10 protein-coding genes are annotated in these 11,886 nt (G+C 62.3%); 6 read left to right on the top strand and 4 right to left on the bottom strand.

Annotated elements, in window-relative coordinates:
- Nucleotides 1–249: 249 nt before the first annotated feature.
- Nucleotides 250–987: a DUF3750 domain-containing protein gene (locus tag IEW24_RS13970; RefSeq protein ID WP_373870071.1), complete on the bottom strand. Its 738-nt coding sequence runs from the start codon at nucleotides 985–987 to the stop codon at nucleotides 250–252.
- A gap of 388 nt (nucleotides 988–1,375) precedes the next feature.
- Between IEW24_RS13970 and IEW24_RS13965 the strand changes: the two genes are divergently transcribed.
- From IEW24_RS13965 to IEW24_RS13945, 5 genes are all read left to right on the top strand, one after another.
- Nucleotides 1,376–2,653: a tyrosine-type recombinase/integrase gene (locus IEW24_RS13965; protein WP_244644396.1), complete on the top strand. Its 1,278-nt coding sequence runs from the start codon at nucleotides 1,376–1,378 to the stop codon at nucleotides 2,651–2,653.
- 109 nt (nucleotides 2,654–2,762) lie between these two features.
- Nucleotides 2,763–2,981 carry a helix-turn-helix transcriptional regulator gene (locus tag IEW24_RS13960; RefSeq protein WP_244644395.1) on the top strand — a complete coding sequence of 73 codons (219 nt, stop codon included), beginning with the start codon at nucleotides 2,763–2,765 and terminating at the stop codon, nucleotides 2,979–2,981.
- A complete protein-coding gene (locus tag IEW24_RS13955) occupies nucleotides 2,981–3,967 on the top strand; it encodes a ParB/RepB/Spo0J family partition protein (protein WP_188579507.1) in 987 nt (328 codons plus the stop codon). The genes IEW24_RS13960 and IEW24_RS13955 overlap by 1 nt, the downstream gene beginning before the upstream one ends.
- A gap of 302 nt (nucleotides 3,968–4,269) precedes the next feature.
- A complete protein-coding gene (locus IEW24_RS13950; RefSeq protein ID WP_188579505.1) occupies nucleotides 4,270–4,512 on the top strand; it encodes a hypothetical protein in 243 nt (80 codons plus the stop codon).
- A complete protein-coding gene (locus tag IEW24_RS13945) occupies nucleotides 4,499–6,652 on the top strand; it encodes an AAA family ATPase (RefSeq protein ID WP_188579503.1) in 2,154 nt (717 codons plus the stop codon). Before IEW24_RS13950 ends, IEW24_RS13945 begins: the two co-directional genes overlap by 14 nt.
- Before the next feature lie 719 nt (nucleotides 6,653–7,371).
- Here IEW24_RS13945 and IEW24_RS13940 read toward each other — a convergent pair.
- Nucleotides 7,372–7,884: a hypothetical protein gene (locus IEW24_RS13940; RefSeq protein ID WP_188579501.1), complete on the bottom strand. Its 513-nt coding sequence runs from the start codon at nucleotides 7,882–7,884 to the stop codon at nucleotides 7,372–7,374.
- A gap of 244 nt (nucleotides 7,885–8,128) precedes the next feature.
- Between IEW24_RS13940 and IEW24_RS13935 the strand changes: the two genes are divergently transcribed.
- Nucleotides 8,129–9,031 (top strand): AbiTii domain-containing protein, encoded by a 903-nt coding sequence (locus IEW24_RS13935; RefSeq protein ID WP_188579500.1) that lies wholly within the window; start codon nucleotides 8,129–8,131, stop codon nucleotides 9,029–9,031.
- A gap of 1,806 nt (nucleotides 9,032–10,837) precedes the next feature.
- Here IEW24_RS13935 and IEW24_RS13930 read toward each other — a convergent pair.
- A complete protein-coding gene (locus IEW24_RS13930; protein WP_188579497.1) occupies nucleotides 10,838–11,434 on the bottom strand; it encodes an OmpA family protein in 597 nt (198 codons plus the stop codon).
- A 32-nt stretch (nucleotides 11,435–11,466) separates the two neighbouring features.
- The gene (locus IEW24_RS13925) at nucleotides 11,467–11,886 is read right to left on the bottom strand and encodes a cysteine rich repeat-containing protein (RefSeq protein ID WP_244644393.1); all 420 of its coding nucleotides are present in this window, start codon (nucleotides 11,884–11,886) and stop codon (nucleotides 11,467–11,469) included.

Raw genomic sequence — 11,886 nt, 5'->3', positions numbered from 1 at the left:
CCTGCGTCACCGGGCTCGATCTGTCGAATGCCTGTGAAGGCTCGAAAGCACTGATCAGATGATGGGTGCTTTGTCTTTGTCATGCCTCATGTTTCATGACGATGCGGGTTTCTACCTCCCCCGGATGCGATCAGCGCCTCGCGGCTGTTGCGGGCCTCCCGCGCAATTGCCTGCGCACCGCCCGCTCGGGCGTAACCGCAGGAAGGCGCGATCGGCGCGCGAGAGCCCGCTCCAGCTTGCAGGGTTGCTCTAATCCGTGGCCGGCGGCATGCCGATGCGGCCCAGAGCCGGTAGCTTGAGGGCCGGGCGGCGCAGGTCGAGGCCCGCCACGGCGCCCAATATGTTCACCTCGATGCCCTCGAGCCAGCCTAGCGTCAGGCCGGCATAGCCCCCCAGGGTCATGCGAAGCCCGGTGCCCGAGGGCGTAAGCCCGACCCATCGCCCGTCCACGGGAAAATCCTTGCCGATGGCCGTGGGTGGCAGCACCGCCCGCGATTCAGGCAGCGCCGCCATGACACTGGCAACGAAACTGTTGGAGTTCGGGCCCGGCCATGCCGCGTAATCGCCGGAGCGGCGCGGCCCATACGCCCGGATGGCCGTCCGCAGCTGCGGGATGAGACGGGCGGCCTCGTCCCCATCGACGGCGAACACCAGTTCCGGCGCCTGCCCGAACCAGCGCCCGTCCGCCTCAAAGCCATTGACCCGGATCGGATTACCCCACGCGGTGTAGTCGTAGCGCTCGTAGCTCGTGGCACCGGCATCCTTGAGCACGATCCAGCTATGGACCGCAAAGATGCCGCGCCACCGGACGGTACGGGCGGCGAAAACGCGGATCGTGGCCGGCTGATGCTGTGCTGCGGCCGGCAGCAGGCCGGCGCTGCTCCGGTCGGCCGCGCGCCAGTTTTCCGGAGCATCTCCGCCCAGCCACAAGGCCACAGCCAAAGCGATGGGCATCAGATAGAGGACGACAAAGCCGACAAAGGCGATTTTCAGCGCGCGCTTCAAACAGATCCCTGCGAGGAATGCCAACCGGGCCAAGAGACGGTGGCACTGAAAATAGCGGCAGCGGGGCCGGCAGGGGGATCACAGTTCGGAGATGGGAGCGATGTCCAGGATCGCGCTTAGTCACTTTGCGGCAAGTCACTGAAGCGACTGGCGCACCCGGCACGATTCGAACGTGCGACCTTTGCCTTCGGAGGGCTTGGCTGAAAGTTTCACCGCGTTTCCGCGAGTTCCCATATAACATTGAAATTATATGATTTTTCTCCAGAAGCGTGATGCTCAGCGCCGTGCGAGATACCGCTGGTTTCCCCACTTTTTCGCCTTCGGTGGCGACTCGGTGGCGACTCTGGATTAAGGTGCAGCGATGCCGACCATGAAGATCACCCGCCGCTCGATCACCGCGATCAAGCCCGCTGAAAAAACCATCACCTACTACGACGACGCCCTGCCCGGCTTCGGGCTGAAGGTGCTGCCATCGGGCGTGCAGTCATGGATCTGCGAGTACAGGCCTGGAGCGGGTGGACGCGGTGTCGCGAAGCGCCGGGTTGTTCTCGGTAGCGTGTCGGTCTTGTCGCCCGAGCAGGCGCGCGACGCAGCACAGACCCTCCTCGCACGGGTCCGTCTGGGCGACGACCCATCCGCCGACAGGGCAGCCGAGCGTGCTGACATCACCGTTGCCGATCTCTGCGACCGATACCTCGCTGAAGGTTGCGACTTGAAGAAGGTAAGCACGATCACCACCGACCGCAGCCGAATTGAGCGGCATATAAAGCCCTTGCTCGGTCATCGGAGGGTTCGAGAGGTGCAGCGCCTTGACATAGAGCGGTTCATGCGAGACGTGGCGGCGGGAAAGACGGCGCGTGACGTGAAGACCGGCAAGCAGGGACGTTCGATCGTCACCGGCGGCAAGGGCGCAGCCACCCGCACCGTTCGCCTTCTAGGCGGCATTTTCACGTGGGCTATCGCGCAGAAACTCCGGCCGGACAACCCCACCGTCGGCGTTCAAAAATTCCCCGACGCCAGTGGTGAGCGGTATCTCACCAGCGAGGAGTTTGGCCGACTCGGTGAGGCGATCGAGGAGGCCGAGACTTCCGGCATCCCGTTCCGGCAGTCTAGCTCCAAGCACGCAGCGAAGTCAGGTGTATCGCGGATCGACGCTCACGCGGCATCGGCCATCAGGCTGCTAGTGTTCACCGGCTGCCGTGTGTCGGAAATCCTCAACTTGCGCTGGGCAGAGTGCGACCTCGAGCGCGGCCTGTTGTTCCTTCCGGACTCGAAGACCGGCCGCAAGACGATCGTCTTGTCCGATGCAGCGAGCGCGGTGCTCGCAGAAGTGCCCAAGCTGGGTGTCTATGTGATCGCTGGCGAGACGGCCGGCCTGCCTGATGAGCGGCCTCGGCGCGACCTGAAACGACCCTGGGCCCTCCTCTGCCGCCGAGCTGGTCTCGAGGGTGTCCGCTTGCACGACCTGCGCCATAGCCATGCCAGCATCGGCGCTGGCGCCGGGATGGGCCTTCCGATCATCGGAAAGCTGCTCGGGCATGCCGACCCGGCAACGACGGCAAAGTATGCCCACCTCGATGCCGATCCCGTCCGTCGAGCGGCGAATGAGATCGGTAGCCGCATCGCCGCCGCGATGAAGCGCGCCTGAAGAAACACGTGCATGGCTCGTGCTGGATGGCAACGCCAAGTCGTGCCTTTTTGCTTCTTGTCGCGGATTGTCTCTTTGAGCCGCGGTGGTCGCGGTCATGGAGGAACGCATGAACATCCGAGTTGCCGACGCCGCCAAGCACCTTGGCATGTCTGTTTCGACCCTTAACAAGCTCAGGTGCTATGGCGGTGGGCCTGCCTTCTTCAAGCTGGGGCGCACCGTCGTGTATTCCCCCGCGGACCTCGATGCTTGGCTCGCGGAGCGGAAGCGCACCAGCACGTGGGGGGCGGCCAACGATAATACGGTAGGCGTGCGGGAGGCCGCGTGATGGTCAGCGCATTGACCGATGACGAGCTCATCGCGCGGTGGGTGTCGTACGATACCTCAGGATGGACAATTGAAGAGCATGACCTCCGCCGGGCCGCAGTAAAACGACGCGAAGAAACTGCGCTGGGCCACTATAGGCTCGCCACGGATGGCAAAGGCGCGCCCGGTCGCGTGTCACGCCTCGATATCCATGAGATCTACATCAGTCCCCAACGTCGTCCGATAGATGAGGCGCGTGTATCGGACCTCATGCGGTCGATTGAGCGAGTGGAGTTGCTTCACCTGCCGGTTGTGGTGTTGCGCGACGGTGTCTTGTTTGATGACGAGGAAGTTGATGGCGCTCCGGTCCTCGTGGCCGGCCGCCATCGGCTTGAGGCTTGGCGCCGGTTAGGCCACCTTCGGATCAATGCGGTGACGGTGACCGCAGACAACATCGAAGCCGAGCTCATCGAGATCAGCGAGAACCTCCACCGCGCCGAGCTGACCGCGCTTCAGCGCGACGAGCAGATTGCCCGCTGGATCGAACTGACCGCAGCGAAGCCGGAGGCTGACGAGGTTCCGCGTCAGCTTGACGCAAAACCGAAGGGAGGTCGTCCCGAGGGCGGCACCCGCGCTGCCGCACGTGAGCTAGGGTTGTCTGAAGCGGACGCCCGCCGCGCCACGAAGGTCGCCTCCCTCTCCGACGAGGCGAAGGCTACGGCGCGTGAGGTCGGCCTGGATGACAACAGGACCGCCCTTCTTGCAGCTGCCAAGGAGGCAGAGCCGGAGCGACAGGTGGTCAAGATCAAGGAGTGGAATGCTGCTCGTGAGCTAGCCGCTGCGAAGGCTGCGGTTGCGAAGAAGCAAGAGAAGGCAGCGGACGCCGTGACAGAGGAGATCGCAATCGCCGACTTCTACTTCGCCTGGTCCTCAATCCCTCTACATCGTCGAGAAGGGGTGCTGGCTGAGATCGGCGCCCGCCTCGTCGCATCGCAGGGTGCGGCGTGAACAATTCTGGTGAGGGCCGAATACGCCCTCCACGCCACGCCTCGGATCCGTGGTTGGCCCTAGAACAGCTTCCGAAAGCGGTGCGAACTGCGTTGGCGAACGCAGATTACAATTGGCATCCGGGATGGATCGCTGGGGCCGCTCCAGCTGCCGCTATCGCAGAGATTCGGCGCGCCGACCTTGATGAACACAGGTTCGTGGCTCGTCGCGAGCGGCGAGCGGTCCATTACCGCGGCGGCATCGCCCGTCCGTAGCACCGGCGCCGCGCGCTCCGGCCTTCCCTTCCACTTCTAGGAGGTCCCATGCGGATCATCGCTGCACGTCCGTGCTTCACGGACGAACGGACGGTTGCGACCGTCGACGTGGCATTTGACGACCATCTCAAACTCTACGGCATCACCATCCGTCGGGCTCCGGACGGCAGCCTGCGTGCCTGGCCGCCGAAGACCGGCAGCAACGCCGCCGCCAGCATCTCGGCAGATCTCGCGCGTTCGATCATCAAGGCGGCAATGCCGCTGGTGGGCGGTGCCAATGAGCGTCACTGAACGTGCGTCCGATCCGCTTTCGGATCTGCGCCACCACCTCATCGACAACGGCTACACGCCGATTCCCGTTCGCGGGAAGCGCCCCGTCATCTCAGGCTGGTCCAGCATGCAGCCTGACCACCAGCAGGTGGAGCATCTCGTGCGTGCCAACCCCGACCACACCAACACCGGCGTGCTGACCGGCGAGGTAGTGGCGATCGACGTCGACGTTCTGGACGAAGACACTGCAACCCAGATTGAGGCGCTGGTGCTGGGGCTGCCTGGAGGCGACCGTGCGCTTCGCCGTGTGGGCCGTGCACCGAAGGCGCTGTTCCTCTTCCGGGCGACGGAGCCGCGCGAGAAGCGTGTCACGGAGAAGTACCACGTAGCAGGCGAAGTGGCGCAGGTCGAAGTCCTGGGTACCGGCCAGCAGTTTGTGGCGTACGGCATCCATCCCGAGACGGGCGCGCCGTATAGCTGGACCACGGCCAGCCCGCTTGATGTGGCGCTCGCCGACCTTCCCCCGATCTCCCCGGAGGACGTAGACCATTTGATTCTGCAGGCGACCGAACTGCTGGCCGAGGTGGGCACGCCGCTCAAGTCACCGCCGGAGCGCCGGGAGCGCGCCGAAGCCGGAGCCTCTTCGTTCTGGCGCGAGGTGAACTGCGCGGCGCTTGAGCGTCCCGAACAGTGGGTGCTGGACCTGTTCCCCGCAGCACGGCACGAGTCTGCCACAGGCGCGTGGCGCGTCAGCTCCTCACAGCTTGGGCGGGGCCTGGAGGAGGACATTTCCATCCACTCCAGCGGCATCCGCGACTTCGGCGTCGAGCGGCCCCGCACGGCCATCGACCTGGTGTCGGAATGGGGAGGCGCTCCCACGCCTGCCGAAGCCGCTCTGTGGCTTTGCGATAGGCTGGCACTGGATCCCGAGACTTTGGGATGGCGGACCCGCACTGTGCCGTCGATCAGCTACACCACGGCAGCACCTCCGGTCGCTGCCAACGACAACCACCCCACGGGTCCGGAGCTGGTCTCCTCCGGCGATTTCGTGCGGGGATTCGTGCCACCGGACTATGCTGTGGACGGCATCATCCAGACGGGCTTCCTGTATTCCCTGACGGGGCAGACCGGCTCCGGCAAGACCGCTGCCGCTCTGCTGCTGGCGGCATGCATTGCACTAGGCCGCGACTTCGCCGGCAGGGAGACAAAGCAGGCGCGTGTGTTCTACTTCGCCGGTGAGAACCCCGACGACGTGACCATGAGGTGGATCGGCCTGTGCCACGCGCTCGGGCTCGATGCCGACGACCTGGATGTCCACTTCATCCGGGGCGTGTTCTCTGTGACCAACTTCCTGGATCACATCCGCACCGAGGCCGAGCGGCTCGGAGGCGTGGGGCTTATCATCATCGACACCACCGCCGCCTACTTCACCGGCACCGATGAGAACAACAACGTCGAGATGGGCGCCTACGCGCGCCAGTTGCGGGAGCTCGCCAAGCTGCGCTGGAGGCCGGCGGTCCTCGCAGCCAGCCATCCGGTGAAGAACGCCGCAGCCGACAACCTCCAGCCGCGCGGTGGCGGCGCCTTCCTGAACGAGGTGGACGGCAACCTCACGCTGGCCAAGCGTGGGGAGACGTCCGCGATGCACTGGCAGGGGAAGCACCGGGGGCCAGACTTCGCGCCGCTGACGTTCGACATGCGCGCCATCGAGGCGCCGACCCTGGTGGACAGCCGGGGACGGCCTATTCCCACCGTCATGGCAGTTCCGGTGGGGGACGACGAGGTGACCCAGCGTGCAGATGCAGCCAGTCAGGATGATGAGCGCATGCTGATCGCTATCCGGCAGGATGGGAGCCGTTCGCTGCGGGAGCAGGCCGAGTTCCTCGGCTGGACCACGGCCGACGGTGAAGGCAACAAGAAGCGCGCACAGTCCTCCACGGACCGCCTCAAGCGGATGAACTTCGTGGTCCACGAGCTGCAGCAGTGGCGGCTGACCAAGAGGGGAGAGGAAGCCGCGACCGAAGCCGCAGGGCGTATCGCTGAGCGTGAAAGGAGCGCCAAGTGCGCCGAGACCCTGATAGCGGGCACGCACCGGCGGCGTGGTCGTACCGGGCGTCGTACCGAGCCCCATACTACGGTCACAGGCGATGAAATTACGTAGATATTACATGCGTTTGAAATGCGTACCGGGCTTGAAGCGTACAAGTTAAAAACCAAAGTACTTGGCCGAGAGGGGGACCTCGTCCCTCTCCGGCCAATGGTCGAGAAAATATCGTACCGTACCTCCCCTCTCTCTAGGGGGGTGAATTTCGGTACGGGAAAGCTTTTTGTCAATACATGACAACGACTTGGGCCCGCACCGAAGTCCAAGAGCGGCTGGTACGGTGCAGGCCCGAAGGGAACGCCCAACAGCTGGACCGCGGCGCCCAACCAATATCAATTGATTTATCGCTCATCAAACGCTGCAGCATGCCGCTGCGGCCGCATTGGAGGAAGATCGATGTCAGCAGAGCTTATCGTTGAATGCCTGCGGCGGTATCGCACCCACCGCGCAGCCAAGACCACTGGGGCATTCAGGGTCATAGCCGTCCACGAACTCGCCTCAGCCACCGTCGCGGGCAATGTCGACCACCTTCTCAAGGATCCCGTTCGCTCTGCGCTGATGGGGGAGGTCAGAGACGTGGGCTGGAGATATTCGCGAAACACGGGACGGAGGGCATGAGCACGGTCGCGCAAGAGGTCGAGAAGCTGATGTCGGAGGCGCCTGCCTTTGCCGGCTCCACGCTCGACAAGTGGTGGTACGACATCGGAAACGGTAAGGACGACTGGATTGCCTGACGAGGATTCACTCCACATATGGTGGATGCGTCCCGCGGAAGGTCAGGGATAGGCCGCCTTTATGGCGGCCATCCGCTCCTTGATGCCCGCGAGGACCTTCAGACACATACCTTGCAGCAACCTAATGTCTTCATGACCCATCTCATGCGTCGGATTCTGGTAGATGTCAGAGTGAGCACTCGATCTCCAGGGCCGGACCTTGTAGCTTTCCCCGTCTGAATGAGCGTATATCTTGTTCCGAAGCCACTTCATTCGGCCATGAATTGCCATTTCGGCCTCATTGAATTCACGCAAAAGCTCTTCCGGAAAGTGCATCATCTTACCATGCATCCGGCTTTTGATCACGGCGCGCCCATAGGACGCAACCATTGCGGCAACAAACGCCGACTGCTGAAGGTAAATGCTTCCCCGGCTCCAGGGTTTTGCCTTCCAACCCTTCTTAAGTATGAAGGCACCGAACTCGTAACAAGAATCCAAGTCCTGCAGCGATGCATTGAGCTTTTGGTATAGCGAGTTGTCAGACGGGCTTAGGATTATCTCTCGACTCTCGTCCATCGCCCGCCCCGTCTCCACCATCATCGCCGCCAGGTTGGCAGCAGCAAGATCGTAACGGGATGCCGCAGCCTGCGCTATGGGCGGGGGGCCTCAAAGTCCAGAGCCTCCTGCCCGAAGACCGGCGGGAGATCTTCCTAAACGCACGTGCACGCGAGGGCTGGGGATGACGGGGACAGCGAAGGAAACGACCCAAGACACTACTGAAAACGATTATGATAGGAAAGAATGAGCGGGTGGATCCGAAATGAAACTCCTTCAAGATATTATCGATCAGGCCGTGGATGGGAATGCACCAATTGGAGAGATCCTAAGGCGCTGCTTGGTTCTCGAGCGCAAGATAAATAACGAAAAGTTCAAGCAGTGGATTAATTGGGAGCTCGATGGCTACCCTGCCGAAGAGGAACCGCCTTCATATCGAAAATTTAATTGCGTGAATAAGGGGCTTTTCGTCGGCATGACGGTCAAAATGGCCAATCAGCCGATTCCGATGCACATTTTGAGTGCCGCTGACCGGAAAGAACTGCAGACGGTAGAGCTGCGCCAACCTGTGGCATCATATGCTTCATTTCCGCGCGACAACGGCGACGCACAGATCCTGTGGGCACAATCTCTAGTAGCGAAATATCAAGATAAATTCTTCCAGGGCGGGGATCCTGTCTTGAATCGCGCTTGGCAGGAGATTCCCGGCTCCGTTCTTGTGGGGCTGGTTGAGCAAGTTCGTACGCGTGTTCTGAGATTTGCGCTCGATATTAATTCTGAGGTGGGCGCAGATAGCGACATCGGTGCAGTGACGCGGCCGACGATTGAGCGTTCGGTAGTCAATAACTTCTATGGTGGGAACAACATAGTCGCAGAGCACGCGGAAAACTTCGCGGTCATCAACGCGACTCAGGTGAATGAAGGAAATCTTGAGCAGCTAGAGAACGCTTTGGCCAAACTGGGGCTTGAGCGAGCCGCGATCGAAGACATGAAGACAGCGATGTCGGAGGATGCCGTTGATGGCAAACCTACACTTGGTCAGAGAACGCTTAAGTGGGCCACAGATGGGGCAACCTATGTAGCCAAAGAAGGTTTGAAGGTGGGGGTGGAAGTGGCCAAGGCTGAGGTCAAGCGATGGCTGCTTCAATACACGGGATGGGGCGCCTAGTACCACCGCCGGCTCCGCGGTTGTGCATCAGTGGAAAGCACCGCAATCTCACGGCTGGACACCCTCGCCGCAACACCCACATGGCGCCTTCATCACCTCTGTAGACAGCAGCCCGTGCCTGCCCCCAACCGCCCCGACCATGAGGGCGGCGCTCCACCTATTGTTGCGTGAGGCCCTCCATGCCTATTTCCCAGCCTACCCAGGTTCCCAGCACCGCGCCCGCTGCCATCCTGGCAAACGACAACACCCCTTGGACTGCCGAGCTGCGTGCTGCGAGCGCCGCTGTGGCCGCGCCGATCCGGAAGCGCATTGCCGCTGCCCAGACCGCAGAGAAGCAGCGCGTGGCCGCCTCTGCCAGACGCGTTCACTCTCCCGCCAATGACAACGACCCGGTGGGGCGCCATGAGTGGTCCTGCCGCGATCGCCTGGCGGCTCGCAAGCTCATGAGGCACCCTGAGGACAAAGACGCCGCACTTCGCGCCCTGTGCCGCCTCCAGGGAGATTTGGACGCCATGTCCACAGGCTCCAGTGACTGGGCGGTGGCCGCCACCCTGCCGTCTTGACCGGGGGGAGGGGTCGCCGCTCGGCCTGCGCGGACGGGACCGAAGGACGCCCGACGCTCGTGCGCGTGCCGAATTGAAGCAATCAGATTCCTGACTGCGGCCCTCACCGGCGAGGGGCCTCCGAAATCTGAATTGGGGTGAATTGCGAGCTGGGGGGCACGGGTTGTACCCAGCCGCGAGCCGAAGTCGCCCCCCGGCCTCGACCGTCAACCGGCCCGGCCGAATGTCTGAGTGCCTTTCTCGAAGCGTCCCGGTTGGCAGCACGGCCCGGTCTTCCAACCGGAGCCGGGTGCTTCCAACCGGCACGGGGTATAAGGGGTTGGAAGCGGTTGGAAGCCTGTCGGAAGCTCAGTCGGAAGGGTCGATCTGCTCAGCCGTGATGACGAGCCTCTGCCGCTCCTTCGACGGCGGGCCCTCCATCACAACCTTGATGTCGTCCTTCCGATTTAGGCGACTGGACGCACGTCACAAAATTACATTACAAAACACTCCCCCTAAGGGTGGAGGTGTTTTCTGTAATTCTGTAACGTTGTGGCGCCCTACCCCGTTTGGGAATTACAGTTACGGAATTACATTTTTGGAATCTGTAACTGTAATTGGCGACTTTCCGCGATCGAGAGGCCGGCCGAGGAGAGATCCTGGGGCGCCCCTCTCGTAGGGTGGGGTGGGTCAAAAGTCTGGAGCTCTGGGAGCGACGCACCGGCGGGGGACCACCGCGCACGCATCCGCAATTGAAAAGTTGAGTCTGCCCTACACCCCATCCGCCTTGCGCGTTTGCGCCGCTGGCTGCTCAGCGAGCTGTCCAGGGGCTCCAGCGGCGCCTACATCGGGCCGGGGGCAAGTACCAGCCCGGGAAGTGGTCCGGCGCCGAACAGAGACGACACCATTCGACAGAAACAAGGCCAACAATGCCGTCGGTCGCGAGATCTGCGGTTGGCGGCCGCAGGCGTCCCGGTGATGGGCGAGTTCATCACGCTGCAGCATGTGATGTTCGTCATCACCGTGTTCGGCGCAGTGTAGCATCCATACCGCACTACCCGAGTTGGCCCTTCTGAACGTCTCCAACGAGTCAATCTTGGATAGTCGGCAACGGCTGCATTGCGCCGGAAACGGATCTTGCCAAGCGCGTGTCTAAACTCCGGTATGGAGCGCGAAGGAGACGTAGCGACGGCGGCCGACGGGAGACGGCTATTCCACCCTAATCGGAGGTCCGCCGTTTATGGGTTCACGACCGAGTTGCGCCTCATCTGAGCGGCCCGACATTAAAAATCTGAACTCGGCGATTGATGGGGTTTTCGGAGTTCTTGCTGTCCAGCAGCGCCTCTTCGCCGAGGCCCACTGCCTCCAGACGCGCCGGATTGACATTGAATGTGGTGGTCAGCGCCTCCATCACGGCATCCGCCCGCTCCTGGCTGAGCTTCAGATTGGTCTGGCGCGTACCAGTGGTGTCGGTGTTTCCCGTGATGATGAACTTGTAGCCCAGGAGCACCGGATTATGCAGGGCATCAGCGACGGAGCCGATGGTGGCATAACTTTCAGGAAGGATGATCGCAGAGTTCAACTTGAACTGAATCTGTACGTTGATCTGAGCCAGCTTATCCAGCTGGATCGCCAAAGGCGGGCGCTGCGAGGCAGGCCCGGAATGCATGGTCGCGCGATCCAGGGCCGCCTGTCGCAGGCTGGCGGCGGTCACCGCAGGAGCGTCCTGGGTCAGATTCTGAAGTCCTTGGACGATCTGTGCATTGGACAGATCCGTCTGCGCGCTGGCGCCGCCGCCGATCGCCGTCAGGCACAGGACGAGTGCCGCGAGAGAGGCGCCACGGACTGCAAACCACGTCATCGGAATGATCCTTCCTGTTCGGGTTCGGCGGCTCAACGCCAACCAGCATCGGTTATGGTCTGATTGCACGGCTTGCTCACCGCCTTGGAGGCTTCCACAAGACAGGAGATGAGATTGCCGTCACCGGGCACGATGCCCTGGCAAAAGCGTGCTGCATCCGCATTGCACAGCTTGAAGATGGCTTGCTGCGCCATCGCTCGCTTGGCGAGAGATGCCTTTACAGCCACGAAGTCGGTCTTGCACTTGGCGGCCACCTTGCCGGCATTGGTATCGAGACAACCGATGAGCTTTCCGCTGCCGAGATTGACGGTCCCGCAGTATTTCCTGATGTCGGGACCACAGCTTTTTGCCAGGAGCGCACCGGCTTCCCGGTAGCTCATGGTCTGGGCCTGTGCGCTCGTGCTGGCGAGAGCCAGGGCCCCCGCTACCGCAATCCAACTGTGCATCTTCAT

It is taken from the genome of Azorhizobium oxalatiphilum, assembly GCF_014635325.1.
Taxonomy (GTDB): Bacteria; Pseudomonadota; Alphaproteobacteria; order Rhizobiales; family Xanthobacteraceae; genus Azorhizobium; species Azorhizobium oxalatiphilum.
Note: the sequence above shows the minus strand (reverse complement) of the source record. Positions and strands in the feature narration are given on the sequence as shown.

Coding starts and splice junctions, on each gene's coding strand:
- IEW24_RS13945 (WP_188579503.1), top strand. CDS start 4,499: ATGAGCGTCACTGAACGTGCGTCCGATCCGCTTTCGGATCTGCGCCAC.
- IEW24_RS13950 (WP_188579505.1), top strand. CDS start 4,270: ATGCGGATCATCGCTGCACGTCCGTGCTTCACGGACGAACGGACGGTT.
- IEW24_RS13930 (WP_188579497.1), bottom strand. CDS start 11,434: ATGACGTGGTTTGCAGTCCGTGGCGCCTCTCTCGCGGCACTCGTCCTG.
- IEW24_RS13965 (WP_244644396.1), top strand. CDS start 1,376: ATGAAGATCACCCGCCGCTCGATCACCGCGATCAAGCCCGCTGAAAAA.
- IEW24_RS13940 (WP_188579501.1), bottom strand. CDS start 7,884: ATGGACGAGAGTCGAGAGATAATCCTAAGCCCGTCTGACAACTCGCTA.
- IEW24_RS13925 (WP_244644393.1), bottom strand. CDS start 11,886: ATGAAGATGCACAGTTGGATTGCGGTAGCGGGGGCCCTGGCTCTCGCC.
- IEW24_RS13935 (WP_188579500.1), top strand. CDS start 8,129: ATGAAACTCCTTCAAGATATTATCGATCAGGCCGTGGATGGGAATGCA.
- IEW24_RS13955 (WP_188579507.1), top strand. CDS start 2,981: ATGGTCAGCGCATTGACCGATGACGAGCTCATCGCGCGGTGGGTGTCG.
- IEW24_RS13960 (WP_244644395.1), top strand. CDS start 2,763: ATGAACATCCGAGTTGCCGACGCCGCCAAGCACCTTGGCATGTCTGTT.